At 75.7% G+C, this 24,464-nt stretch carries 24 protein-coding genes; 11 read left to right on the top strand and 13 right to left on the bottom strand.

Annotation, left to right across the window (positions count from 1 at the left end; all coding sequences use genetic code 11):
• The 5 genes from BN344_RS01295 to BN344_RS01275 form a co-directional block, all read right to left on the bottom strand.
• A partial coding sequence (locus tag BN344_RS01295) for a glycosyltransferase family 2 protein (RefSeq protein WP_040336717.1) occupies positions 1-815 on the bottom strand: 815 nt, incomplete at its 3' end.
• Positions 812-1,642 (bottom strand): carotenoid biosynthesis protein, encoded by an 831-nt coding sequence (locus tag BN344_RS01290; RefSeq protein ID WP_231486408.1) that lies wholly within the window; start codon positions 1,640-1,642, stop codon positions 812-814. The genes BN344_RS01295 and BN344_RS01290, both read right to left, overlap by 4 nt.
• Positions 1,630-3,321 (bottom strand): phytoene desaturase family protein, encoded by a 1,692-nt coding sequence (locus tag BN344_RS01285; protein WP_040336716.1) that lies wholly within the window; start codon positions 3,319-3,321, stop codon positions 1,630-1,632. Before BN344_RS01285 ends, BN344_RS01290 begins: the two co-directional genes overlap by 13 nt.
• Positions 3,322-3,323: 2 nt before the next feature.
• Positions 3,324-3,926 (bottom strand): GNAT family N-acetyltransferase, encoded by a 603-nt coding sequence (locus BN344_RS01280; RefSeq protein WP_051515399.1) that lies wholly within the window; start codon positions 3,924-3,926, stop codon positions 3,324-3,326.
• Positions 3,923-4,456 (bottom strand): YbaK/EbsC family protein, encoded by a 534-nt coding sequence (locus BN344_RS01275; RefSeq protein ID WP_040336715.1) that lies wholly within the window; start codon positions 4,454-4,456, stop codon positions 3,923-3,925. The genes BN344_RS01280 and BN344_RS01275 overlap by 4 nt, the downstream gene beginning before the upstream one ends.
• A gap of 342 nt (positions 4,457-4,798) precedes the next feature.
• Here BN344_RS01275 and BN344_RS01270 point away from each other — a divergent pair, with 342 nt between their 5' ends.
• From BN344_RS01270 to BN344_RS01260, 3 genes are read left to right on the top strand one after another with little or no spacing between them, the layout of a single operon-like run.
• Positions 4,799-5,122: a DUF6504 family protein gene (locus BN344_RS01270; protein ID WP_040336714.1), complete on the top strand. Its 324-nt coding sequence runs from the start codon at positions 4,799-4,801 to the stop codon at positions 5,120-5,122.
• Positions 5,122-5,598 (top strand): SAV_6107 family HEPN domain-containing protein, encoded by a 477-nt coding sequence (locus BN344_RS01265; protein ID WP_051515398.1) that lies wholly within the window; start codon positions 5,122-5,124, stop codon positions 5,596-5,598. The genes BN344_RS01270 and BN344_RS01265 overlap by 1 nt, the downstream gene beginning before the upstream one ends.
• Complete coding sequence (locus BN344_RS01260; RefSeq protein ID WP_040336713.1) at positions 5,595-9,395, top strand: DNA polymerase III subunit alpha; 3,801 nt, start codon at positions 5,595-5,597, stop codon at positions 9,393-9,395. The genes BN344_RS01265 and BN344_RS01260 overlap by 4 nt, the downstream gene beginning before the upstream one ends.
• Positions 9,396-9,412: 17 nt before the next feature.
• Here BN344_RS01260 and BN344_RS01255 read toward each other — a convergent pair whose 3' ends face one another.
• Positions 9,413-9,607 carry a hypothetical protein gene (locus BN344_RS01255; RefSeq protein WP_040336712.1) on the bottom strand — a complete coding sequence of 65 codons (195 nt, stop codon included), beginning with the start codon at positions 9,605-9,607 and terminating at the stop codon, positions 9,413-9,415.
• A gap of 23 nt (positions 9,608-9,630) precedes the next feature.
• The gene (locus tag BN344_RS01250; protein WP_040336711.1) at positions 9,631-10,095 is read right to left on the bottom strand and encodes a GNAT family N-acetyltransferase; all 465 of its coding nucleotides are present in this window, start codon (positions 10,093-10,095) and stop codon (positions 9,631-9,633) included.
• Between the two features lie 115 nt (positions 10,096-10,210).
• Between BN344_RS01250 and BN344_RS01245 the strand changes: the two genes are divergently transcribed.
• From BN344_RS01245 to BN344_RS01235, 3 genes are all read left to right on the top strand, one after another.
• Complete coding sequence (locus BN344_RS01245; protein WP_040336710.1) at positions 10,211-10,699, top strand: VOC family protein; 489 nt, start codon at positions 10,211-10,213, stop codon at positions 10,697-10,699.
• Positions 10,700-10,764: 65 nt separating this feature from the next.
• Positions 10,765-11,511, top strand: coding sequence for a class I SAM-dependent methyltransferase (locus BN344_RS01240; RefSeq protein WP_040336709.1), 747 nt, complete (start codon positions 10,765-10,767; stop codon positions 11,509-11,511).
• The gene (locus BN344_RS01235; RefSeq protein WP_040336708.1) at positions 11,508-12,680 is read left to right on the top strand and encodes an alkaline phosphatase family protein; all 1,173 of its coding nucleotides are present in this window, start codon (positions 11,508-11,510) and stop codon (positions 12,678-12,680) included. The genes BN344_RS01240 and BN344_RS01235 overlap by 4 nt, the downstream gene beginning before the upstream one ends.
• A gap of 26 nt (positions 12,681-12,706) precedes the next feature.
• Here BN344_RS01235 and BN344_RS01230 read toward each other — a convergent pair whose 3' ends face one another.
• The 3 genes from BN344_RS01230 to BN344_RS01220 all read right to left on the bottom strand — a co-directional run bounded on the left by BN344_RS01230 (position 12,707) and on the right by BN344_RS01220 (position 15,227).
• Positions 12,707-13,681 (bottom strand): sucrase ferredoxin, encoded by a 975-nt coding sequence (locus tag BN344_RS01230; RefSeq protein WP_081788293.1) that lies wholly within the window; start codon positions 13,679-13,681, stop codon positions 12,707-12,709.
• A complete protein-coding gene (locus BN344_RS01225) occupies positions 13,678-14,658 on the bottom strand; it encodes a cupin domain-containing protein (protein ID WP_331279625.1) in 981 nt (326 codons plus the stop codon). Before BN344_RS01225 ends, BN344_RS01230 begins: the two co-directional genes overlap by 4 nt.
• A gap of 299 nt (positions 14,659-14,957) precedes the next feature.
• Entirely contained in the window at positions 14,958-15,227 is a 270-nt protein-coding gene (locus BN344_RS01220; RefSeq protein WP_040336706.1) for a hypothetical protein, read from the bottom strand.
• A gap of 217 nt (positions 15,228-15,444) precedes the next feature.
• On the opposite strand from BN344_RS01220, the gene dinB reads away from it, so the two are divergent.
• Positions 15,445-16,722, top strand: coding sequence for a DNA polymerase IV (gene dinB / locus BN344_RS01215; RefSeq protein ID WP_051515397.1), 1,278 nt, complete (start codon positions 15,445-15,447; stop codon positions 16,720-16,722).
• Positions 16,723-16,848: 126 nt separating this feature from the next.
• Complete coding sequence (locus tag BN344_RS01210) at positions 16,849-17,259, top strand: DUF3040 domain-containing protein (RefSeq protein WP_040336705.1); 411 nt, start codon at positions 16,849-16,851, stop codon at positions 17,257-17,259.
• 13 nt (positions 17,260-17,272) lie between these two features.
• Here the strand turns inward: BN344_RS01210 and BN344_RS01205 are convergent, their stop codons facing one another.
• Genes BN344_RS01205 through BN344_RS01195 form a run of 3 tightly spaced genes read right to left on the bottom strand, consistent with a single transcriptional unit; the run spans position 17,273 to position 21,923 of the window.
• Positions 17,273-19,612: a transglutaminase TgpA family protein gene (locus BN344_RS01205; RefSeq protein WP_081788453.1), complete on the bottom strand. Its 2,340-nt coding sequence runs from the start codon at positions 19,610-19,612 to the stop codon at positions 17,273-17,275.
• On the bottom strand, positions 19,609-20,934 hold the full coding sequence (locus tag BN344_RS01200) for a DUF58 domain-containing protein (protein ID WP_040336704.1): 1,326 nt from the start codon (positions 20,932-20,934) through the stop codon (positions 19,609-19,611). Before BN344_RS01200 ends, BN344_RS01205 begins: the two co-directional genes overlap by 4 nt.
• 5 nt (positions 20,935-20,939) lie before the next feature.
• Positions 20,940-21,923 carry an AAA family ATPase gene (locus BN344_RS01195; RefSeq protein WP_040336703.1) on the bottom strand — a complete coding sequence of 328 codons (984 nt, stop codon included), beginning with the start codon at positions 21,921-21,923 and terminating at the stop codon, positions 20,940-20,942.
• A gap of 223 nt (positions 21,924-22,146) precedes the next feature.
• On the opposite strand from BN344_RS01195, the gene mraZ reads away from it, so the two are divergent.
• The 3 genes from mraZ to ftsL all read left to right on the top strand — a co-directional run bounded on the left by mraZ (position 22,147) and on the right by ftsL (position 24,460).
• Entirely contained in the window at positions 22,147-22,581 is a 435-nt protein-coding gene (mraZ, locus tag BN344_RS01190; RefSeq protein WP_040336702.1) for a division/cell wall cluster transcriptional repressor MraZ, read from the top strand.
• Positions 22,582-22,943: 362 nt separating this feature from the next.
• A complete protein-coding gene (gene rsmH / locus BN344_RS01185) occupies positions 22,944-23,936 on the top strand; it encodes a 16S rRNA (cytosine(1402)-N(4))-methyltransferase RsmH (RefSeq protein ID WP_040336701.1) in 993 nt (330 codons plus the stop codon).
• Complete coding sequence (ftsL, locus tag BN344_RS20035) at positions 23,933-24,460, top strand: cell division protein FtsL (RefSeq protein WP_051515396.1); 528 nt, start codon at positions 23,933-23,935, stop codon at positions 24,458-24,460. The genes rsmH and ftsL overlap by 4 nt, the downstream gene beginning before the upstream one ends.
• The last annotated feature ends 4 nt before the right edge of the window (positions 24,461-24,464 follow it).

The following is a 24,464-nucleotide window of genomic DNA, read 5'->3' as shown; positions in this document are numbered from 1 at the left end:
AGCGACTTCGCGTAGCCGTCCCGCAGGGCCGGCCAGCCGTCGTACATCCGGCAGGCCGCGAGAGCCGACCCGTCGATCGGCACGCCGCGGCCGCCGGAGCGCTTCACCGCGCGGAGCAGGGCGATGTCCTCGAGCACCTCGCCGCGGACCGCGCCGTGGCCGCCGGCCCGCTGGTAGCCGCGCCGGTCGACGACGAGGAACTGCCCGTTGGCGGCGGCCAGCGACGGCCGGGGCGAGCGCTCGGCGAGGCGGAGCGGCAGCGTCGTCGCCCAGAGCCAGGGGGCGAGGGGCTGCACCAGCCGTTCGGCCGGGCCGTGCGCCAGCGGCCTCGGCCACGGGGAGACCAGGTCCAGGCCGTACCGCTCCAGGACGGCGACGGCGCCGGCGATCGCGTCCGGGAAGAGCCGGACGTCGGCGTCGACGAAGACGAGCACCTCGTCGTCGGCACCGGGGGCCGCGGCCGCCCCGGTCGCGCAGGCGTGCGGCTTGCCCAGCCAGCCGGGTGGGGGAGGAGGTGCCTGGACGAGCCGCACCCGCGGGTCGGGAACGGCACGCACGACGCCGGCCGTTCCGTCGGTCGAGCCGTCGTCGACGACGACGACGCGCAGGTCCGGCACGCCGCGCTGGTCCAGCAGGGCCGCGAGGCAGCCGCCGATCTGGCCGGCTTCGTCGCGGGCCGGGACCACGACGGTGACCGGCCGGCGCACCGGCGGGGGGTCGGCGGGGGGACGGCGGAGCAGGGCGACGTTGACGGCGGCGTGCACCGCACCGGCGACGGAGAGACCGGCGAGCGTGCGGAGCAGCCGCCCGCTCACCGCCGCGCCGTCCGGCGGTGCTGCACGGCCAGGGTGACGAGCACCGGGACGGCGAGCACGACGCCCCAGAAGGCCGAGCCGGGCAGGTCGAGCCAGCCGGCGTGCGCGAGCGCCCCGCCGAGGGTCATCCAGCCGAGCACGAGCAACGGCGCCGCGTCCCCGGTCCTGGGTGCGTCGGCGGTGCGGGTGACCAGCAGGTCCAGCAGGGTCATGAGCACCAGGCCGGCGAACACCCAGCCGGCGAGGTTGGTCAGCGGCACGGTGTCGATGCCCGGGAGGCCGGGCGAGGGGTGTGCCCAGGTCCAGTAGCCGGCCTGGACCATCTGGGGATCGAGGACGACGTCCCAGGCCGCGAAGATCCCGGCCCCCCAGGCGACGCGGGCGAGCCGTCGCCGGGCCGGCCGCACCGGACGGGCCAGCCGGTCGGCCAGCACCCAGGAGGGCCAGGCCATCATCAGCCAGGCCAGCGGCACGAGGAACGGCACGCCCAGGAGGGTGGGACCCAGCACCGAGCTGTAGGTCCAGGTCCCGTAGGGGAAGCCGGTGGCGAGCCCGAGCGACTCGAATCCGATGGACGCGGCGAGCACCAGCGCGAGCACCCCGAGCCCGGTGCGCAACCCCCGGCTCAGCGAGGCGTGCACGACCGAGAGGACCCCGCCCAGCAGCACGATGGCCCAGCTGACGGCGTCCCGGGTGTCGCCGTCGGAGAGCGGGTAGGCGATGGCCGTGCCGACGAGGGCGACGGCCAGGACGAGCGGGACGATCTGGCGGACGCGCTGCGCCCCGGGCAGCGGGAACGCGGCGACCGACGGGATCACGAGGTCCACCGGCCACGCAGTCCGGCCACCCGTCGCAGGGACCGGCCGGCCGCCGATCTCAGACGGGGAAGTGGACGCCGGTCCCCGAGGACGACGCGAGCCGCGCTGCGGCCGGAGTTGCCGGACACCCCGCCGCCCGGGTGGGTGGACGCGCCGGCGAGGTACAGCCCGCCCAGCCCCGGCACCCGGTAGCCGGAGAGCGCGGGTGTCGGGCGGAAGCCGAACATGCTCGCCAGGCCCATCTCCACGTGCATGACGTTGCCGCGCGGCAGGGACAGTTCCCGCTCCAGGGCCAGCGGCGTCTGGACGTACAGCCGCTGTACCGAGTCGGCGAACCCCGGCGCGAACCGGTCGACGGCGGCGACGAGGCGGGCGGCCTCGTCCTCCGCGAGCGCGTCCCAGTCGGCGCCGTCGGCGAGGGCGTAGGGATACCACTGACCCCAGATGGTGACCACGTGCTGACCGGGCGGCGCCAGGGTCTCGTCGCCGGCGGAGAAGGACATCGCCAGCGGAACCGGCTCCCGGGGGACCCGGCCGGCGCCCCAGTCGCCGTGCGCGGCCGCCAGGTGTGCCCGGTCGGTGCAGAGCAGTTGCAGCCCCTGTGACGACTCCTCCGGACTCGCCCCTGGATAGGCGGGTGGGGCGCTGGTGAGGGCCCGGACCACCAGCCCGAAGCCGTTGCCCACGGGCGGGTCGGCGTCGGCGAGGGCCGGCGGGGCGGTCTCCCCGGCCAGCCGGCGGGTGACCCCGATGTGGCACGCGGCGACGACGGCGCCGGCGTGCACGCGGCGACCCGACGTGGTCTCGACGCCGGCCACCCGCGGTCCGGTGCCGTCGTCGTCGACCAGGAGGCGGGCCGCGCCGTCGCCCAGCACCACCCGGCCGCCGTCGGCCTCCAGTCGGCGCCGCAGCGCCTGCGTCAGGCCCCCGGAGCCGCCGACGGGGTGCCCGGGCGGGACGTCGTGCAGCAACGCGACCCAGCCGACCATCGCGGCGGTGCCCGGTTCGGACATGGGCGGGCCCGACTGCGCGCCGAACCAGGCCAGCGCAGCCTTGAGCCGCTCGCTGGTGAACCAGCGGTCCAGCAGCGCGTCGCCCGAGCCGAGGAAGTCGATGGCGAGGTCGCCGCCGGGCGTCCGGGGCCGGCCGTCGACGGGTGCGCCGAGCGGCCAGAACGAGCGCACCAGTCCGCCCGCGCTGGGCCGGCGACCGAAGGACGCGACGACCGCCCGGCTGCGCGGGCCCCACACCTCCACGAAGCGGCGGTAGGCGGTGGCGTCCTCCGGGCCGCAGGCGGCCTCGATCGAGGCGCAGGTCGCGTCGAGGTCGACGGAGAAGACCAGCGGCCGGCCGTCCGGTCCCTCGGCTCCGGGGGCCGGCGCAGGGGCGAAGCCCCACGGGTCGCAGTCGATGTACCGCAGCCCCGACGCGGCGAGGTCGAGCTCCTCGACGATGCCGCTGTGCCGGATGATCACGTGCGCGCTGGAGCCGCGGTCGACGAGGACGCCCGGCCAGCGCTCGACGGTCGACACCGCGCCGCCGAGGACGTCGTCGGACTCCACGACCTCGACCGAGAGCCCCTCCCTCGCCAGGTAGCACGCCGCGACCAGTCCGTTGTGGCCGGAACCGATCACGACGACGTCGACGGCGACGTCGGGGGAGGCGGGGTTCGCTGCTGAGGTGGGCACGCTCAGCTGTTCGCCGGCTGCGGGTCGGTCGGATGCAGCGGGAGCTGCGCGCCGAGGATGGCGAACGGTCGCGGATCGCCCGGGAAGTGGTAGCCGCGGGCGAGGTCGACGAAGCCGTCCGCGTGGTACAGCCGGAACGCCTTCGTGTCCGCGTCCGGGGTCGACAGCAGCGCCGCGGGGTGGGGCAGGTCGGCGACCAGGGCGTGCAGCAGCTGCCGGCCCAGCCCCCGGCTCTGGTGCTCGGGATGGACGTGCAGCTCGCAGACCTCGAAGGCCCCGGGGAGCCACTTCTTCGCCGTCCGCCGGTCCAGCGCCGCGCGGACCTGGTCATGCCACCACTGCCCGGGCTCGATCAGGTAGCCGTAGCCGAACCCGACCAGCTGCTCGGCCGGCTCGTCCCCGCCCGCGCCGGTCTCCACGAAGGCGCCGACGGCGCGGAAGCCGGGGCGGTCGGTGTGCTGGATGGCGTAGCCGTAGCGGCCCGCCACCACCGCGGCGTCGTAGCCCATGGCGAGGCCGTAGATGGTCAGCGCCTCGTGCATGTGGTCGCGCAGCCACGGGGTGGGCAGCTCGATGATCCGGGTGCCGGGTCTGGTGTCAGTCACGTGCCGACCGCCTCCGGGGCGTCGAGCCGGGTGGGGGCGGCGTCCGCCGGGCCGTCGCCGACCTCGGCGGGGGTGCCGTCGGTGAGGCGCAGCAGTTCGTCGTAGGTGGTCGGGAAGACCGTGGCCGGATGGCCGGCGGCGGCCCAGACCTGCTCGTGGCGGGCGAGCTCGACGTCGACGAGCGTGCCGATCGGCTCGGGGTGGCCGACGGGGGCGACGCCGCCGATGGGCTGGCCGGTGACCTCTCGGACGAGGTCCGCCGGTGCGCGGGAGATCGAGTCCACGCCCAGCAGGACGGCGACCTTCGTCTCGTCGACCCTGTGCGCGCCGCTGGTCAGGACCAGCAGGGGCTGGCCCGCGGCCACGAAGACGAGGCTGTTCGCGATCGCTCCGACCGGGACGCCGAGCGCAGCGGCGGCCGCGGCTGCGGTGCGGACCTCGGCGGGCAGTTCGCGCACCGTGCCGAGGGCGCCCGACTCCCGCAGGAGCCGGCTGACCTCGGCGACCCGGGGGGAGTCGGCGGGCGGCATGCCGGCGATCCTCCCACCCGCCGCCTGCTGACGGCCGCTCGGGCGACGTCCCCGGGATGCCCCGGTCGGCCGCGGGGCCCGGGCGAGCAGCTCCGCGCTCCCGGGGCCGGTGAGCTCCTCGACGTGGACCGGGCGGCGGTCCCGTGCACGCGGGCATCGTGGCAGGTGGGGATGACGGGCGCGTCCGTCTTGACGGCAGGGAGCCGGTCCGGTCTACTGATCGGTGTTCGAACACGTGTTCGAACGATGATCTGAACGGTCCCGCCGGTCCGCCCGCCCCTGGTCCTTCCCCACCGGGGCGGGTCCGGCCGCGGGGAGCGGTCGAGGGGTGGGGAGTCTGTCATGAGCCGGGTGCTGGGCGAGGCCGTCGACCGGGTCGGCGAAGAGGTGCAGGTGGAGCGGGGCGCCCTCGGTCCGCTGCAGTTCTGGCGCGGTCAGTCCCGGTACGTCGTGGGGGAGTTGCTCGACTCGTGGCTGGAGACCGCACCCTGGTGGCAGCGCGACGCGGGGGTCGGCGGAGCCTCGGCCGATCTGGTCGCTCCCCGCGAGGTGTGGCGGGTCGAGGCGGTGCGGGCCGGGCGGTCGCGGATGGACTTCGCCGGTGTCTTCGACCTGTCCTGGGACGCCTCCGCGAACCGTTGGTGGCTCGTCCGGGTGCACGACTGATGGGCGCCCGACCTCTCATGGCCGACCAGTTGCCCCTGCCCCCGGCGCTGCCCGCCGCTGCCGCCACGCTGCTGGACCAGGCGCGCCGCGGGCTGGCCGAGGCCGCCGGCTGCGCCGATGCCCGTCAGCGCTACGCCACCGCACACCTCGGCGCGCTGCGGGCGGCGGCTGCCGTGCTGGCCGCCCGTACCCGTCCCGAGGTCGCCCGGCGCCGTCCGCGCAGCGCCTGGGTGCTGCTCGGTCAGGTCGCCCCCGAACTGGGGGAGTGGGCCACCTTCTTCGCCGCCGGGGCGGCCAAGCGGGCCGCCGCCGAGGCCGGGCTCTCCCATGCGGTCACCGAGCGGGAGGCCGACGACCTCGTGCGCGACGTCGGCGGATTCCTCGCGGTCGTGGAGAGCTGCCTGGGCGTCGACACCGAGCGGGTCCATCCGCGGCCGCGGGTGGTCGGTGGCACCGCGACCGAGTACCCCCGGTGAGCGATCCCTTCGTCCACCTGCACGTCGCGTCCGGCTACTCGATGCGGTTCGGCGCCAACCACCCTGCCGACCTGGTCGCCCGCGCCGCGGAGCACGGGATGGGCGCCCTCGCCCTCACCGACCGCGACGGGCTCTACGGCGCGGTCAAGTTCGCCCTGGCCTGCCGGTCGGCGGGGATCCGCCCGATCTTCGGGGTCGATCTGGCCGTGGCCCCCGCGGTCGACAGCACCGTGCCCCCGGCGCTCGCGCACGCCCTCGGCGGCGCGGCGTCCGGCGCCCGGCCGCCCCGGATGCAGCCGCCCCGGATGCAGCTGCCGACCGCGCCGGGCAGTCGCCGGTCACCCGCCCGGGGCGGGACGGCGGTGGACCTCCGGCTGCCGCGCGTCACCTTCCTGGCCCGGGACGGCGCCGGCTGGGCGTCGCTGTGCCGGCTCACCAGCAGCACCCACCTGCGCGGCACCCGCGGTGAGCCGGTCAGCTCGCTGGCGATGGCCGCCGAGCACGCCACCGGCCTGACCGCGCTGCTCGGACCGGACTCCGCGGTGGGGCGGGCCCTGGTCGCCGGCCGCAGCGATCTCGCCGCGGTCCAGCTCGACACCTGGCGGGCGGTCTTCGGGGCGGGCCTGGCGCTGGAGGTGGTGCACCACCGCGGCCGCGGGGACCGGCAGCGGGCGCAGGCGATGCTCCGGTTCGCCGCCGAGCAGGGCGTGCCGGTGGTCCTCAGCAACGCCGTCCGGTACGTCGATGCCCTGGACGCACCCACGGCCGACGTCCTCGACTCCGCGCGCCGGCTGGTCCCGCTCGATCTGCGGCACGTCGACCGGCGCACCGCCGAGGGGTACCTGAAGTCGGGCAAGGAGATGGCCGAGGTGGCCGAGGACCTCGTCGGCCCCGACCGGGACGCCGCGCTCCGGCTGCTCGAGCGCACCGCCCGGCTGGCCGAGCAGTGCGCCGTCGACATCCGCGGCGACCTCGGCATCGGCAGCGTGCGCTATCCCGAGCTCGATGTCGTCACCACGGCCGCGGAGCGGGGGATGACCTCCTCGCAGGTGCTGCGCGCCCGCTGCGAGGCGGGGCTCGGCCGGCGCGGGATGGCGTTCACCGAGCGGGTGCGCAGCCGGCTGGAGGAGGAGCTGGCGGTCATCGACTCGCTCGGCTATCCGTCCTACTTCCTCACCGTCGCCGACGTGGTCGACCTCATCAAGAGCTTGAGGGTTCGGGCGGCGGCGCGGGGCTCGGGCGCCGGCAGCCTGGTCACCTATCTGCTCGGCATCTCCGACGTCGATCCGCTCCGCTACGGCCTGCTGATGGAGCGGTTCCTCTCGCCGCTGCGCCACCAGTTGCCCGACATCGACATCGACGTGGAGTCCGCCCGGCGGATGGAGGTCTACGACGCCGTCCTCGACCGGTTCGGCGCCGACCGGGTCAGCTGCATCTCGATGATGGACACCTACCGGGTGCGGCACGCGATCCGCGACGTGGGGGCCGCGCTGAGCCTGCCGCAGGCCGAGATCGACGCCGTCGCCAAGGCCTTTCCGCACATCCGGGCCAACCAGGTGCACGCCGCGCTGCGCGACCTGCCCGAGCTGCGGGCCAGCCGGTACGGGTCCAGACGGGCCGGCGGATCCGGGGATCTGGACCTGCTGTTCGACCTGGTCGCCCGGCTCGACGGGCTGCCGCGGCACATCGCGCTGCACCCGTGCGGCGTGCTGCTGTCCGACACCACCCTGCTCGACCGCACACCCGTCGAGAGCAGCTATCTCGGCTACCCGATGAGCCAGTTCGACAAGGACGACGTCGAGGAGCTCGGGCTGCTCAAGCTCGACCTGCTGGGCATCCGGATGCAGTCGGCGATCGCGCACGCCCTCGACGAGGTCGCGCGGGTGGACGGCGAGACGGTCGACATCGACGCCGTCCCGCGCGACGACCCGACGACCTTCGAGCTGATCCGCTCGACCCGCACGCTCGGCATGTTCCAGATCGAGTCGCCGGGTCAGCGCGAGCTGGTCGGCAAGTTCGGCCCGCAGACCTTCGAGGACATCATCATCGACATCTCGCTGTTCCGGCCCGGCCCGGTGAAGAGCGACATGGTGACGCCTTTCCTCATGGCCCGGAACGGCTGGCGGGACGCCGAGTACCCGCACCCCGACCTGGAGTTCGCGCTCGCCGAGACCGCCGGGGTGGTGGTGTTCCACGAGCAGGTGCTGCAGGTGGTGTCCCGGATGACCGGGTGCACGCTGGCCGAGGCCGACGAGGTGCGCCGGGCGCTGGGGGAGAAGGACGCCCATCCCGAGGTGCGGGCCTGGTTCATGCCCCGCGTGCTGGACGCCGGCTACCCGGTGGAGGTGGCCGAGCAGGTGTGGCAGGTGCTGGTGGCCTTCGGGTCGTTCGGCTTCTGCAAGGCGCACGCGGCGGCCTTCGCGCTGCCCACCTACCAGTCGGCCTGGCTCAAGACCCACCACCCGGCGGCCTTCCTCGCCGGCGTGCTCACCCACGACCCCGGCATGTACCCCAAGCGGCTGATCCTCGACGACGCCCGCAACTTCGGCATCCGGGTGCTGGGCCTCGACGTCAACGCCTCGGCGGCGACGTACCGGGTCGAGCGCTGCGCCGTCGAGCATGAGGAGCGGGATGAGGGGTGTGACGAAACCCCGCCCGAGAGCCCGACCGGGTACCGGCGGCGGCCGGACTGGATGCCGGCGACGATGCCCGACCCCTCGCGGTACGGCATCCGCCTGGCGCTGGCCGACGTGAAGGGCATCTCCGACGACGAGGTGGCCCGCGTCGTCGCCGGACAGCCCTACCGCTCGCTCACCGACTTCTGGTCCCGGGCGTCGGTGTCGCGCCCGGTGGTGGAGCGCCTGGTGCTCGCCGGCGGCTTCGACTCGCTCTACGGGTTCGGGGTGCGCGACCGCGAGGCGCGCCGACCCGCGCACCGCGGTCGGCAGCTGACCCGCCGCGACCTGCTGCTGCAGATCGGCGAGCTGGACCGGTGGAGCCGCAGCGGCGCGCGGGCGAGCTCCCACGGCCAGCTCAGCCTCGACCTCATGGGGATGGAGGTCTCCGAGGACGAGAACGGCGGTACGGCGGAGGCCCCGGACTGGGCGGAGAGCAGCGGGCTGCCGGAGTTCACCGACGCCGAACTGGTGCACGCCGAGCTGGAGGTGCTCGGCCTGGACGCCAGCCGGCACGTCGTCGACTTCTACAAGCCGTTCCTCGCCGCGCTCGGGGCGGTGCCGGCCGGGGAGCTGCTGGGCTGCCGCAGCGGATCGGAGGTGCTGGTCGCCGGGGTGAAGGTCGCGACACAGACCCCGCCGATCCGGTCAGGACGGCGGGTGGTGTTCGTGACCCTCGACGACGGGTCCGGATGCACCGACTCGACCTTCTTCGAGGACGCCCAGGGCCCCTACGCCGCGACGGTCTTCCACTCGTGGCTGCTGGTCATCCGCGGAGTGCTGCGCCGCACGGGCGCGCGGGGGATCTCGCTGCGGGCCACCGGTGCGTGGGAGCTGCCCGCGCTGCACGAGGCGTGGGAGGCCGACGGCCTGGACGGCGTGCGGGAGCTGATGGCCGCGCCGGGGGAGATCACCGAGCAGGCGATCACCGGTGCCGCAGCGTCCCGGAGCAGCCGGCCGGTGATGGCGCGCCCGGTGCTGGTGCACCCGACCGGCTTCCGGATGTCGCCCTACGCCGACATCAAGCCGGCCGGCGACGACGCCGGGACGGCCGCCCGCCGCGCGGCGTCAGGACCGCCCCGCAAGCTCTGGCACTCCAGCCCGGGCAGCTCCGGGCACTGAACGGGGATCGGCGCGAATCAGCCCTCGCCGTCCTCGCCGTCGGTGTTCTCCTCGACCTCGCGCTCGGCGTCGTCGACGCCTTCTTCGATGTTCTGCTCGACGTCGTCGTCCACGACGTCGGACCCGCAGGCGGCGGAGGTGAAGGCCGCGGCGGTGATGGCGAATGCGCTCAGCGTGGCGCGGAGCATGCGGGGACGGGCGGACCGGGTCATGGGAACTCCTCGCGTCGGTGGGGTCACGTTCCCCAGGGAACTGCCCGCTGATCCCGCCTCGGCAAACCGATCGGGCGCTGGGCGAGCGAGGGCAGGTGGACCAGGCCGGCCACGGTCTCCCGGAACCCGCAGGCGTCGAGGTAGAAGGGGCGCAGCTCGGGCCGGAAGTCCGCGTGCAGCCACTCGCAGCCTGCCTCCTTCGCCCGCCGGGCGGCGGCGCGCACGACCAGCGTGCCGATGCCTTCGTGCTGCCGGTCACCCCGCGTCTTCGTGTCGAGGAGGAACGCGTGGTCCCCGCCGTCCCAGGCCACGTTCACGAAGCCGACGAGCTGTCCCGCCGACCGCGCCGTGACCCAGCCGAGGCTGTGCGGGCGAATCCGGTCCCACCAGCCGGCCACCGGCTCCCCGCCGTGGGAAGCGATCAGCTCCACCATCTCGGCATCGGTCAGTGCGCCCCGCCAGGCGAGGTCGACGTGCGGCTCCGGCACGCCGACACGCTAGATCCACCGCGCCGTGGAAGACAGCCCGATCTCACCGATGAGTCCGTGGCTCCGCTCCTGTCCTCACAGCGTCAGCACGAGCACGTTCCAGAGAGGACCGACCATGCCCAAGCAGATCCCGTGCCTGTGGTTCGACGGCCAGGCCGAGGAGGCCGCGACGCTCTACACCTCGGTCTTCCCGAACTCGCACCTCGACGAGGTCACCCGCTACGGACCCGACATGCCGCCGCCCATGAAGGAGGGCGACGTCATGACCGTGAACTTCACCCTGGACGGGCAGCAGTACACGGCGCTCAACGGCGGTCCGCAGTTCCCGTTCAGCGAGGCGATCTCCTTCCAGATCATGTGCGCCGACCAGGAGGAGGCCGACCACTACTGGTTCGGGTTGCTCGAGGGCGGCGGTGAGGAGAGCCAGTGCGGCTGGCTCAAGGACCGCTTCGGCGTCTCCTGGCAGGTCATCCCGACCGAGCTGTACGCGTTGCTCGGCGATCCGGAGCCCGCCCGCGCCCAGCGGGCCACCCAGGCGATGCTGCAGATGCGCCGCATCGACATCGCCGAGATCCGGCGGGCCGCGGAGAGCGTCCCCGCCTGAGCGGTCGCGCGTCGCCTCCCGGCGGGGAAGCGGTGGGCGGCGCGTCCCGCCACTAGGCTCGGCCCGTGCCGACCGAGACGTCCTCCGCCGAGCAGCTCCCGCCGAGAGGTGCCGCGGTCTGGGCGGCGCTGGACCCGCTGATCGGCGCCGGCACCCCCTTGCGCGTGCTGGACGTCGGCGGCGGCAGCGGCATGTTCGCCGTGCCCCTGGCCCGGCTCGGCCACGACGTCACCGTCGTCGATCCGAGCGCCGACGCCCTGGCCACCCTGGCCCGCCGGGCCGACACGGCCGGCGTGGGGGAGCGGGTGCGCGGCGTGCAGGGCGACGGCGACCTGCTGCACGAGGTCCTCTCGACGCTCGCCCCCGGCGGCGGCTACGACCTCGCCCTCTGCCACTCGGTCCTGGAGGTCGTCGACGACCCCGCCGTCACCCTCCGGGAGATCGCCGGCGTCCTGCGCAGCGGTGGTCAGGTCAGCGTGGCTGCGGCCAACAGGGCCGGCGCCGTCCTCTCCCGCGCCCTGGCCGGACATCCGGTCGAGGCACTGGCCCTCCTCGAGGACCGCGACCCCGCCGCGGCGCGCACCCGGCCCGCGGCCCGGCGGCGGTTCGCCCCCGACGACCTGCTCGCCCTGGTCGAGGGGGCGGGCCTGGCGCCTGGCTCCTGGCGGGGCCTCTCGGTGGTCGCCGACCTGCTCGACGCCGCCTCCGGTGCCGATCAGGACGCAGTCCGTGCCCTGGAGCTCGCGCTGACCGACACCTCGCCCTACCGCGAGGTGGCCACCGGTGTGCACGTCCTCGCCACCCGCCCGTGAGCGCGCTCCCTCCCGACCTGCGCCCGCCGGCCTACGGCGCCGCCGGACTGGTCGACGTGCTGCCCGGGGCCGCCGCGGCCCTGGGCGTCCCCGTGGACCGGGGTGACCTCCCCGCCGACCCGCTCGGCCTGCACACCGCGCTGGCCGGTGCCCGACGGGTGGCAGTCCTCCTCGTCGACGGCCTGGGCGCCGACCTCGTCCGTCAGCACCCCACCCTCGCGCCGACGCTCGCCGCCCTGGCCAGCCCGGTCGGGGACCTCTCCGCGCCCTGCCCGAGCACCACCCCGGTCAGCTTGGCCACCCTGGGCACCGGCCTCCCGCCGGGCAGCCACGGGATCCTCGGCTTCGTCACCGACGTCCCGGGGGAGAACCGGAAGCTCGACCACACCCAGTGGCGCGACGACCCCGACCCCGACGTCTGGCAGTCGCGCGCCACCGTCTTCCAGCACGCCGAGGCCGCCGGTGTCCCGGCCACCGTCGTCGCCCCGTACGCCTACGCCGACAGCGGGCTCACCCGCTCGGCCTACCGCGGCGCCGCCTACTCCGGCACCGTCAGCGCCGGCGACCTCACCGCGCGGGTCCTCCACGCGCTGGCCGCCACGCCACGCGCCCTCGTCTACGGCTACCACGCCGACCTCGACCTGACCGGGCACGTCCGGGGCGTCGACTCCGACAGCTGGCGGGCCCAGCTCCAGCTCGTCGACCGCATGGTGGAGCAGGTCGTCACCGGACTGCCCGACGACGCCGTGCTCCTCGTCACCGCCGACCACGGCATGCTCGACGTGCCTGCCGGTGCCCGGTTCGACGTCGACGCCGTTCCCGAGCTCGCCGACGGCGTCCGGTTGCTGGCCGGCGAACCGCGCGCCCGCTACGTGCACGCCCGTCCCGGCGCCGCCGCGGACGTGCTGGACCGGTGGCGGGTCCTCCTCGGCGACCGAGCTTGGGTGATCGGCCGCGACGAGGCGGTCGCGAGCGGGGTCTTCGGTCCGGTCGCCGACGACGTCGCCGCCCGCATCGGGGACGTCGTCGCGCTCGCCCGCGGCACCTGGGCGCTCACCGCGTCCCACCAGGAGCCCGGGCCGAGCCGGCTGGCCGCCTACCACGGCTCGCTCACCCCGACCGAGCTCGCGATTCCGCTGCTCGTCGCGACCGGATCGTCCCTGAGCTGACGGCCGGGCCGGGCCCGGTCGCAGGGTCAGCGGCCGGTCGGCGTCCGGGTGACCGACAGCCGGTGCCAGGTCCGCACCCGGCCGGGACGGGCCGCCGAGCAGGTGAGGTGCACGGCCTCGGGGGAAGGGCGGCTCTCGACGACGACGATCACGGGACCCTCCGGATCGGCCAGCGTCACCTCCCAGCGCTCGACCCCGGGTGCCGGGTCGGGCAGCCGCGTCGTCGCCACGGGCGCGAGATCGTCGACACCCAGCCGGCCGAGCTCCTCGCGGGCCCCGTGCTGGGCTGCCTGCGCCGGCGCCGACAGCCCGGCTCGGCCGCGCAACCAGGCGAGCGCCACCTGGTTCCGCTCGTGCGCGGCGACCACCAGCCCACCGTCGCCGGGCACCTGCCCGTAGTAGAAGCCGTGCGGCAGGACGACGACGTTGGCGGCGAACCGGTCACCGCCCAGGTGGCTGCACTCCCACACGTCCGCCGGGCCGGACGCCGGCATCGCGCGGGCCAGTGGCCTGCCGCGCAACGCGCAGCAGGCGTCGTGCCCGCCGTGGGTGCACACCAGGTAGGTGGGGCGGCCGGCCGGCTCGCCCACCGAGCCGTCCCACGGCGCGGTGAGCAGGTCGGAGTCGGCGGAGCGCACCGCCCACCACAGCCCTTCGCGGCCGGGCCGGCCGTCGGCGTACGCCCAGCGCTGGCCCGAGTCCCTCAGCCGGTCGCCGGGCCGGCGGACCAGGAGGATGCGCACGTCCTCCTCGAGCGCGCGCTGGGCGAGCCGCCGCGCCACCCCGGCATCGAAGCGGGACTGCAGCAGCGCGTCCCGGCCCCACGGGCCGGGCTGCTCGATCAGCAGCCAGCGGTGCACGGGGGAGGCAGTCGCCACCCCCGAGTCGCCCCGCTGCAGCGCGCGGACCGAGCACCGTGTCTCGTCCAGGCGCCCCGTCGGCGGAGCGGGCAGGTCGGTGCCGGAGACGTCGTCCGGGGGCGGGGGAGCGGCGATGGTCACGGCCCGGGAACTGCGGCGTCCGGGACCACGGCGACCGCCTCCACGACCAGCCGCCTGGCCAGGGTGAGCTGGTCGTCGGGCTCCAGCCCGGGAAGGTCGCCCACCTTCAGCTCGCCGACCGCGAGCAGCTCGGTGAGCGCGGGGCGTGCGGACGCCGGGAACGTGTGGGTGCGGCGGCCGCCGACCAGCACCACCTGCCCGTCGTCGCCGTCGCCCAGCCGGCAGCGCAGCCGAGGGCGCAGCCGCACCACGGTGTCGGAGGTGAGCGCGGTCGCGGCGCCCGCCTGGGCCAGTGGGGCCACCGGCTCGGGCCGCACCTGCGCCCAGGTCCGGGCGCGCAGCCGCTCGGCCACCTCGTCCGGGTCGACCCGGCCCAGCCACTCGCGCAGGTCATCGACCACGGCGACGACGTCGTCCCGCACGCTGCCCGGGTCCGCCAGGTCCACGCCGAGCGGCAGCGAGCCGCGCAGCGCGCCGTCCTCGGCGGCCAGCGTGCGCACCAGGTCGAGCGCCGCCTCGGCCGCGCCCCAGCGGGTCACCGAGTGGATGCCGATGGTCAGGTGCGCGCTGATCTCGCCCAGCGCCGTAGCCGAGTGCAGGAAGCCGCGGGGGAGGTAGAGGACGTCGCCCGGCTCCAGGACGGCGTCGACCACGGGTTCGCGGGTCGCGGCCTCGGCGACCTCGGCGCGGCGGTCGGTCCACACCTGGGTGCGCAGCGGATCGCGCAGCACCGGCTCGTGGATGGTCCAGTGCTTCTGCCCCGCGACCTGGAGGACGAAGACATCGTGCACGTCGTAGTGCGGGTCGAACCCGCGCGAGGACGGCGGGGTGACGTACGCGTTCACCTGCGTGGGGTGCCCGAGGTCGGCGGCCAGCTGGTCGGCGAACTCGATCAGCGGCGGCCAGAGCCGGTGCAGCCCCTGCAGCACCACGGTGCTGCCGTCGGCGAACAGCCGCAGGACCGAGTCGCTGCTCACCTGGTCGGCGATCTCGGCGCCCGCGCCGGCCGGGCCGGTGAACCGCTTGGCGTCGACGACCTGGCCGTCCTTCGCGATCCGCAGGAAGGGCGTGCGCAGCCCGCGGCGGGACAGCAGCTCGTCGACCGCGGTGAGGTCGAGCAGGTCGGTGAAGTCGCTCCCGGTGTCAGCCGCCCGGGTCAGCAGGGGGCGGCGGCCCCAGTACTCCTGGGCGAAGACGGCGGGGTCGATGTGCGTGCACCGCCGCAGGGCCGGGCGGAGCGGCTGCTCCGCCCGGCCCCGCGGGGCTGGGTCCTCGCTCAGGCCGAACCGTCCGCGCCGCCGTCGGCACCACCGTCGGCACCGCCGTCCGCGCCGCCGTCGGCACCACCATCGGCACCACCATCGGCACCACCGTCGGCACCGCCATCAGCGCCACCGTCGGCACCACCGTCGTGACCGCCGGGCGTTCCGGCTGCGCCGTGGTCGGCCGCGCCCGCGCCGCCGTCGGCCGGGCCGTGGGCACCGCTGTCGGCGCCGCCGTCGGCCCCACCGTCGCCGCCGCTGGTCATCTCGTCGTCCAGAGCCATGGGCTCCTCCGCTCGTCGTGGGATCCGGGCCGCCGGTCGGCGGACCTCCGGCCGCTGCTTACCTTCCGCATCCTGTCCCGACACGTGCCGTCCCACCAGCGGGGACCGGGCGCCGGTCACGAGTGGGACACGGCGCCACGGCGCGGCGCGCCCGTCCTTCCTCCCGGGGCTACGCTCCGGACAGGTATCCGAACACGTGTTCGAACGAGGAGGCGGAGTGACCGGGCGGGCGCAGGGGTGCACCGTGCTGCACGTCGACATGGACGCGTTCTTCGCCAGCGTCGAGGTGCGGCGCCGGCCGGAGCTGGCCGGCACCCCGGTGATCGTGGGCGGGGCGGGCAACCGGGGCGTCGTCACCTCGGCCACCTACGAGGCGCGGCGCTACGGGGTGCACGCGGCCATGCCCACCGCCCGCGCCCTGCGGCTGTGCCCGACGGCGACGGTGCTCCCCGGTGACCTGGCGCTCTACGCCGAGGTGTCCCGGTCGGTGATGGCCCTGTTCCGCGCGATCACCCCGCTGGTGGAGCCGCTGAGCCTGGACGAGGCGTTCCTCGACGTCGCGGGCGCCGGCCGCCGGCTGGGCGACGCCGCCGAGATCGGCGAGTACCTCCGCGCCCGCGTCTTCGACGAGCAGGGGATCACCTGCTCGGTCGGCGTGGCGAGCAGCAAGTTCGTCGCCAAGCTCGCCTCCACCTCCGCCAAGCCGGACGGACTGCGGATCGTCCGGCCGGCCGAGGTCATGGACTTCCTGCACCCGCTGCCGGTCGGCGCGCTGTGGGGGGTCGGCCCGAAGACCGAGGAGCAGTTGCTGCGGCTCGGGCTGCGCACCGTGGGCGACCTGGCCCACGTACCGGCCAAGACCCTGCAGCGGGCGCTGGGCCACGCGTCGGGCGGCCATCTGCACGAGCTCGCGTGGGGCCGTGACCCGCGCCGGGTCGTCCCCGACGAGCCGGAGAAGTCGGCCGGCCACGAGGAGACCTTCGGCACCGACGTCGACGACCCGGAGGTCATCCACCGCGAGCTGCTGCTCCTCTCCGAGCGGACAGCCGGCCGGCTGCGCTCGGGTGGCTGGCTGGCCCGCACGGTGAGCATCAAGGTCCGCTTCGCCGACTTCGCCACGATCACCCGCAGCCGCACCCTCGACGTCCCGACCGACGTCGGGCAGGAGCTCTACGACACCGCCCGGTCCCTCTTCGACGCGCTGGGGCTCGACCGGGCCCGCATCCGGCTCGTGGGAGTGCGCGCCGAGCGGCTGGTGGAGGCAGGTTCGGCGCCCCAGCAGCTGGAGCTCGGCGCCCGGGAGCACGGGCGGCGCGACGCCGAGCTGGCCGCCGACCGCGCGGCACGCCGGTTCGGCGCCGGCGCGGTGCGTCCGGCGACGCTGCTGCACCGGGTCGGGCGGCCCGGTGGGAGCGGCCTGACCAGCGCGGATCCGCTCTCGCGGGCGCCGCGGAACCGTGGAGGGCGGCCAGTCGTCAGACACCCGGAGGAGTGATCACCCGCGGTTCGCCCACGGCTCGCCGTACGGTCACCTTTCGCGCCCCGCAAAGGGCTCGTATCCTCGATATCACCGTCGGCGGGAGCCTCCGACGGCCATGGCTCCGCCCACCTGGAGGTCGACGTGCCGCTCTCCGAGCACGAGCAGCGTCTGCTGGAGCAGATCGAGCGCGCCCTCGTCGATGACGATCCCAAGTTCGCCTCCTCCGTCCGCACCGGCGACCGCCGGCTGAAGGCCCGCCGTCGACTGCAGATCGGTGCCGCCCTCGTCGTCCTCGGCTTCGCCGTCCTGGTCGGCGGTGCCGTCGCCCAGCAGCCGCTGATCGGCGCGCTCGGCTTCCTCGTCGCCTTCGGCGGCGCCGGGCTGGCCGTCCTCCACTACAAGGTCGCCACGGGCACGGTCGAGTCCGGTCCCACCCCGGCGAGCGGCCGCGGCCCCGCGGGTCCGGGCCGGGGCAGCCGCGGCGGCCGGGTCGGCCGCCAGCCGCTGAAGAACCGGCTCGAGGAGCGGTTCCGCCGCCGCTACGACCAGTAGCTCCCCGCCGCCGTCAGACCGGGCGGGAGTCCCGCCTCCACGGGCGGGGCAGTGCCGCGGTCCGGTCCGACCAGGCAGCCGCCCTGGTGCGCAGGTCTGCGGCCAGGGACGCCGGCCAGAACACCGCCCGGAGCCGGGCACGCCGGTGGACCACCCGGGACAGCTCCCGTCGCGCCGTGTGCAGCGCCTCGTCCAGTCCTTCCTCGGGCGCACCCGGCACCCGCCCGTAGCTGGCCCGCTCCTCCGCGCGGGCCAGCCGGCCGACCGCCTCCGCGCCCGCGGGCCCGACGGTCCGCCCGGCGAACGCCCGGCCGGCCTCGCGCGGGGTCCAGGCCGGGTCCCGGAACTGGCCCAGGTCGTCGACGGTGGCCGCCAGCTCGTCCCACAGCGCCGTCGCGGAGCCCCGGGCCAGCCGTCGACGTCGTTGCAGCACCCGCAGCCCGGCCGGCAGCGTCCCCGTCGCCGCGACCAGCAGCGCGACCCCGGCAGCGACCCCCCACGCCCGGCCCCCGGAGGAGGCCGGACCGGTGGCCTCGACGGGGGCTTCGCCGACCGGCTCCTCGGGCAGCATCGGCTCCACCACGGACAGCTCCGGCGCGGGTGCCGGCCGATCGGACTCGAACTCCGGCCGCTCCTCGGGGGCCACCCGCGGCGCCCACGGCAGATCCGCCCGCCGGTCCTCGTCGATGGGCGTGGGATCGAAGGGCACCCAGCCGACGCCGAGGAAGTAGACCTCGACCCAGGCGTGCGCGTCGTCGGTCGTGATCAGCCGGCTGTCGTCGTCCTGCGCCGTGCCGGTCGTGTAGCCGAGCGCGACCCGTGCCGGCATGCCCGCCTGGCGCACCATGACCGCCATCGCTCCCGCGTACTGCTCGCAATACCCGCGCTTCTCCGTCAGGAAGTCGACCAGGTCGTCGCCGCTCGTCCCGGGCGGGGTGGCGAGGGAGTAGCGGAAACCGTTGCCCCGGTCGGTCAGGAAGTCGAGGATCCGCCGGACGCGGTCGTACCCGTCGACCGCCCCCGCCACGAGGCGGTCCACCTCGTCGACCACCCGCTGGTCCAGTCGGGGGAGTGCGGTGTTCCGCTCCACGATCGAGTACTCGGGGTTCGGTTCCGCCGCGGCGGCCAGCAGCTCCGGGGTGGGGCGCGGCTCCACGGCCGTCACCTCGTACCGGCGACCCTCGCTGGTCTGGCGGTTCCCGATCACGGTGCCGGCGTCCGGATCGAAGCGCCAGCCGTTCTCCCCGCCGTCCATGCGCACCGTGACCGGCGCGACCGGCACCGGCAGGAACCGGTCGTCGTGGCCGATCGCCTCGATCGTCGCGGTGACCGACCGGTCGGTGTTCCCGTTACCGGCCGGACGCAGCGGCGCGTTCAGCGGAAGTCGTGCCTTGAGGCCGGCAGGTGACCAGCCCCCTTCGGCGTCGTAGTGGTCGAGGGTCACCACGCGGAGGTAGCCCGGGTCCTCCACCGACGACTCGACCCGCAGCAGGTCGACCGGGTCGCGGAGCGTCAGCTGCCCCACCATCGTCGTCATCGGGTTGATCGCCGTGCCGGTCGAACCCCCGGCCCCCGAACCGGTCAGCGCACCCTCGGCGAGGGTCGGCAGCAGCCCGCCACCGATGAGCCCGACGAGCACCGCGGCGGCGCCGATGCGCGTGGCGGTCCCCGCGCCGGTGCCGCGCCCTCCACCTTGCCGCCCTCCACCTTCCCGGCTCCCGGCGCCCACCCGCCGGCACTGGTCCGCCCACAGCAGCAGCGCGAACCCGGCCGCGGGGGCGACGACGGCGAGCACCCCGATGCCGCCGGTCAGCGTGAACACCGGCACGCAGAACAGGACGAGCAGCCCCAGGCCGGCGAGGGCGGCCTGGCGCGCGGCGACGGCGACGAGGTCGACCAGGACCGCGACGAGCCCGACGAAGACGGTGATGACCGCCATCAGCGGCGCGACCGGTCTGGCGGGCGCCATCTGCTCGCGGATCTCGTCGGCTCCGTCACCCAGGACGGCGACCAGGACCTCGAGGCTGGCCGGGGTGGGGACGACGCCGCCGAAGGCGCCCTCCGACGCGAAGCGCACGGTGAGCCAGCACGCCAGTGCGAACAACTGCCCGAGCGGCACGAGCACGGTGCCGAGGGTGGCCAGGGCCTCGGGCGGTGGGCGGTCGGGGAAGGCGCGGACCCCGATCGTCGCTCCGGCGGCGCGCAGCGCCAGGCCGGCGAGCGCGACCACGAGGACGGCGGCGACGACCGGACGCAGCCAGGGGCCCGGGGAGAGGACCGGCCCGAGCGCCAGCGCTCCCAGCACCGTCGCCGCGGCGGCGGTCAGCGGCGTCCGCACGTCCAGGGGTCTCATCGCCCCGCCCTCGTCCCCGGGACGGACGGGCTGCCCGCCAGTGCCGCCCACACGCGGGCGACCGGATCGCCCGCCCGGGCGACCGCCACCCGCCATCCCGCCGCGCGCAGCTGCGCGGCGGCCTCCTCGCGCTGCTCGGCCAACGCGGTCAGGGCGGCGGAGGCGCCGGAGCGATGGCCCCGGACGGCGGAGACCCAGCTGCCGAGGTCCAGCAGCACCGCGAGGTCGGTCGAGGACCCCGGCCGGGCGCCCACCAGATGGGCCACGTCGACGGGCCCCAGGGCGCCGAGCAGGCAGACGAGCTGCCCCTCGCCGCTGCCGCGGGTCGCCGTCCCGACGGCGAGGCCCAGATCCGTGCGCGGTGACGGGGTCAGGGTGGCGAGCCGGTCGAGCAGGTCCTCGGGCCCACCCGTGCCCGGTGTCCCGCCGCCGGTGCCGAGGAGTTCGCCCGACTCGGTGACGACGCGCACCTCGGTGCCACGGCGGACGAGCGCCGTGGCGATGCTGGCGGCCGCTTCCACGGCCCACTCGAGGCTGTCGTCGGGAGCGCGCTCGTCGCGGCGGGCCAGGAGGTGGGCAGGGGCCCGGGCGTCGAGCAGCAGCGTCGCCCGCGCCCGCCAGGGACGCTCCTCCAGCCGCACCTTCAGCTCGCCGGTGCGTGCGGTGGCCCGCCAGTGGACCTTGCGCAGGTCGTCGCCGCGGCGGTACTCGCGGATGCTGACGTCGTCCTCCCCGTGCACGGCGGCCGATCGCCGCGAGCCGTCGCCGCTGCCGTTGCCCTCGAGCGGTCCGGCGGAGCCCAGCGACTGCACCCGGGGCAGCACGAGCAGCGGCGCGCCGCCGGTGCCGGTCGCGGTGCGCTCCACCAGGCCGAAGGGATCCATCACCAGCGACCGCATCGGCCCCACGGAGTACCGCCCCCGTCTGGCCGGGGTGATCCGGTAGCGCAGCGACGTCGTGCGGCCGGCGCTCAGCCCGGTGACGGTGAACCGGGGGTCGGGGCCGAGCGTGGGCGGCAGCTGCTCGGTGAGCAGCCAGACACCGCCGGTCCGGGGGCCCGTCCCGGTGATGTCGAGCAGGACGTCGGTGGACCGGCCGCGGGGGATCCGTGCCGACGGGAGGGTGCGCCGCACGGCCAGCCGGAAGCGTTCGCGGGTGACCACGCCGGCCGCGACGAGGGGGAGTGCCAGCACGAACACGGCCAGCTGGACCACCGGCCGCTCACCCAGCAGCGCCCCGCAGGCGAGCAGCGCCGCCCCGCCGGCGAGCAGCCGACGACCCCGGCGCGTGAGCGCGGTCCGCGGCCGCCCGGGGTCCGGCACCGGGATCAGCGCCCGCGTGGGACGGGCAACGTCGCGAGGAGCTCCGCGACCACCTGCTCGGCGGTGCGGCCCGCTCCGGCGGACTCCGGTGCCATCAGCAGGCGGTGGGCCAGCACGGGGCCGGCCAGCTCCTTCACGTCGTCGGGCAGCACCAGGTCGCGGCCGGCGAGGGCCGCGGACGCCCGTGCGGCCCGCAGCAGCTGGAGGCCCGCCCGCGGTGAGGCACCCAGCCTCAGGTGCGGGGACCGGCGGGTGCCCTCCACCACGTCGACGACGTAGCGGCGCACCGCCTCGGAGACGTGCAGCCGCCCCACGGCGGCGACCAGCTCGCGCACCGAGGCCGCGTCGGCGACGGGCTGCAGGCCGTCGAGCGGGTCGGTCGTCGACCGGTCGTCGAGCATCGCCAGCTCGGCGTCGCGGTCGGGGTAGCCCATCGAGACCCGGGTGGTGAAGCGGTCGCGCTGCGCCTCGGGGAGGGGATAGGTGCCCTCCATCTCGAGCGGGTTCTGCGTCGCCATCACGAGGAAGGGCCGGGCGAGCTCGTAGCTCACGCCGTCGACGGTGACCTGACGCTCCTCCATGCACTCCAGCAGCGCGGACTGCGTCTTCGGCGAGGCGCGGTTGATCTCGTCGGCCACCACGACGTTGGCGAAGATCGCGCCCGGCTTGAACTCGAACTCGCGCGACTCCTGGTCGTAGACCGCCACCCCGGTGACATCGCTCGGCAGCAGGTCGGGGGTGAACTGGATCCGCCGGACCGTCGCGTCGATGGAGGCGGCCAGGGCCTTGGCGAGGGTGGTCTTGCCGACACCGGGCACGTCCTCGACGAGCAGGTGCCCCTCGGCCAGCAGCGTCACGAGGGTCAGCCGGACGACGGAGTCCTTGCCCTGGACGACCCGTCCCATGTTGGCCGCGATCCGGCCGGCGGCCGCGGCGACGTCGACGGACGGGCCGGCGGTGCCGTCCGGCGTGCGCGTCACCTCCGTCACGGCTCCCACGGTACGTGGATCCGGGGCCCTGGAGGAGTCGGCGAACCCCCTGGGCAGCGCCCCGGCCGTTCCCGGACCCGCGGAGTGGGGGAGCGCGGTCACGACACGGCGACGAGTGGTGTCGAGTGGGGGCTAGTGGGCTACTGTGTCGTCCGGTGGGGAGGCAGGGACCAGTCAGGGGTCGCTGAAGCGCCATGGGAGGACCGATGCAGGGGGTGATCCGGTGTTCGTCGGCAGCTATCCGTTGCGGCTCGACGAGAAGGGCCGGCTCGCCCTCCCCGTCCGCTTCCGTGACCAGGTGGCCGACGGCATGGTGATCAAGAAGGGCCAGGAGCGCTGCATCTACGGCCTCACCATGGCCCGCGTCGCCGAGCAGAGCGCCGCCATGGCGGCGATGGCCCCCTCCGACACCGCCCGGGCGCGCATGGCCGCCCGCATGAGCTTCGGGTCGATGGTCGAGATCGAGCCGGACAAGACCGGCCGCATCACCATCCCCGCGAGCCTCCGCGAGTACGCCGGGCTGGACCGCGACGTCGTCATCGTCGGCGTGGACACCCGCTTCGAGATCTGGGACGCCGCCAACTGGGAGGCCTACGTGGCCGAACTGGAGGCCGCCTACGCCGACCTGGAGAGCGAGGGGATGCCGACGTTGTCGTGATCCCGCAGGCCGCCTCCACCCGCCCCCACCGGAGCCGGAGAGCGCCGAACGAGCCGCCTTCCCCGCGGCTCGACCGGACCGGCCCCAGCCGCCTTCCCCGCTGCTGGGTCCACCGCTCCCCGAAGCCCCCTCCCGGGCGGGACGGCGACCTCCCCGCGCTCCCGCGGGGCACCACCTGGCGCTCTTCCCCGACGCCAGGCGGCGCCCCGCGGGGGCCGAGGAACCGGTCCGGCACCGGACCTCGCCCCACTCCGCCCCACCCGCCCCACCCCGCCCCACCGGAACCGCAGCGTCCCCCTCGCCGGGCCGCCGGCGCGGCACCATCCCGGGAAGCAAGCCCGGATCCACGGAAGGCAGGAACGATGAGCAGCACGGATGCTGCGGCGCCGGACCCCGCGCGCCCTGCCGTGCACGTGCCCGTCCTGCTGGAGCGGGTCAGCGAGCTGCTCGCGCCCGCCTGCGCCGCTCCCGGCGCCGTCCTCGTCGACGCCACCCTGGGCCTGGCCGGCCACTCCATCGCACTGCTCGACGCCCACCCGGGGCTCCGGCTCGTCGGTCTCGACCGCGACCCCGAGGCCCGGGCCGAGGCCGCCCGCCGCATCGACGCCGCCGGCCACACCGACCGGGTCACGCTCGTCCCCGCCGTCTTCGACGAACTGCCCGAGGTGCTCGACCGCCTGGCCATCGACGAGGTGCAGGCCGTCCTGTTCGACCTCGGCGTCTCCTCCCTGCAGCTGGACCGGCCCGACCGCGGGTTCAGCTACTCGGCCGACGCCCCGCTGGACATGCGGATGAACCCGGAGACCGGGCGCACCGCCGCGGAGATCGTCAACACCTACCCGCCCAAGGAGCTGGCTCGCGTGCTCCGCGTCTACGGCGAGGAGCGGTTCGCCTCCCGCATCGCCTCCGCCATCGACCGCGAGCGCGCCCGCGAGCCCTTCACCTCCACCGCGCGGCTGGCCGAGCTGGTCCGCGACGCGATCCCCGCCGCCACCCGGCGCACCGGGGGCCACCCCGCCAAGCGGACGTTCCAGGCCCTGCGGATCGAGGTCAACGACGAGCTCGGCGCACTCGAGCGCGCTCTGCCGGCCGCCATCGAGGCCCTCGCCGTCGGCGGGCGGGTCGCCGTCATCACCTTCCACTCCCTCGAGGACCGCATCGTCAAGCAGACGCTGGCCGAGGGCGCGACCGACCACACCCCGCACGGGATGCCCGTACCCCTGCCGGAGCACGGCCCCGTGCTCCGGCTCCTGACCCGTGGCGGCGAGGCCGCCTCCGACGCCGAGGTCGCCGCGAACCCACGCGCGGCCTCGGCCCGCGTCCGCGCGGCCGAGCGCATCCGGAGGGCCGCATGAGCAGCCGAGCCACCGCCCGCGTCGCCACCGGCCCACGGACGGCGCCGTCCCGCTCCGTCCCCGTCCGGACGACTCCCCGCGCCACCCCTCGCCCGGCACGCCCACAGCTGAGCGTGGTGGTCACGCCGCCCGCCCGGCCCCGCCGGCGCCCCCGGACGGCCCTGCGCCATCGGCGCGCCCCCTTCGTCCTCCTCGTGGTCGTGCTGCTCGCCGGCACCACCCTGGGGCTGCTCGTGCTCAACACCGCGATCGCGGTCGACTCGCTCGAGGCGACGCGGATGCGTGCGGACAACGCGCAGCGGGCCCAGGAGGTGCAGCGCCTGCAGCAGCGGATCGTCGACAGCAACACCCCCGCCGCGATCGCCTCGGCCGCCTCCGCGGCGGGCCTCGTCCCGGCCGGAGCGGCCGCCTACCTCGTCCTGGACGCGGACGGCACCCCGGTGCTGCGCGGCGAGCCGGCGCCGGCCGAGCCTCCGCCGCCTCCCGCGGACGCTCCCGCGGACGGCCCCGTGGGCGGGGACTGATCGT

The organism is Candidatus Blastococcus massiliensis AP3, from assembly GCF_000582785.1.
Taxonomy (GTDB): Bacteria; Actinomycetota; Actinomycetes; order Mycobacteriales; family Geodermatophilaceae; genus Blastococcus; species Blastococcus massiliensis.
Note: the sequence above shows the minus strand (reverse complement) of the source record. Positions and strands in the feature narration are given on the sequence as shown.

What these genes read in the sequence shown, in the direction of transcription:
- BN344_RS01275 (WP_040336715.1), bottom strand. Translation starts at nt 4,456, where the DNA reads ATGCCGCCCGCCGACTCCCCCCGGGTCGCCGAGGTCAGCCGGCTCCTG.
- BN344_RS01270 (WP_040336714.1), top strand. Translation starts at nt 4,799, where the DNA reads ATGAGCCGGGTGCTGGGCGAGGCCGTCGACCGGGTCGGCGAAGAGGTG.
- BN344_RS01265 (WP_051515398.1), top strand. Translation starts at nt 5,122, where the DNA reads ATGGGCGCCCGACCTCTCATGGCCGACCAGTTGCCCCTGCCCCCGGCG.
- BN344_RS01255 (WP_040336712.1), bottom strand. Translation starts at nt 9,607, where the DNA reads ATGACCCGGTCCGCCCGTCCCCGCATGCTCCGCGCCACGCTGAGCGCA.
- BN344_RS01245 (WP_040336710.1), top strand. Translation starts at nt 10,211, where the DNA reads ATGCCCAAGCAGATCCCGTGCCTGTGGTTCGACGGCCAGGCCGAGGAG.
- BN344_RS01220 (WP_040336706.1), bottom strand. Translation starts at nt 15,227, where the DNA reads ATGGCTCTGGACGACGAGATGACCAGCGGCGGCGACGGTGGGGCCGAC.
- BN344_RS01205 (WP_081788453.1), bottom strand. Translation starts at nt 19,612, where the DNA reads ATGAGACCCCTGGACGTGCGGACGCCGCTGACCGCCGCCGCGGCGACG.
- rsmH (WP_040336701.1), top strand. Translation starts at nt 22,944, where the DNA reads ATGAGCAGCACGGATGCTGCGGCGCCGGACCCCGCGCGCCCTGCCGTG.
- ftsL (WP_051515396.1), top strand. Translation starts at nt 23,933, where the DNA reads ATGAGCAGCCGAGCCACCGCCCGCGTCGCCACCGGCCCACGGACGGCG.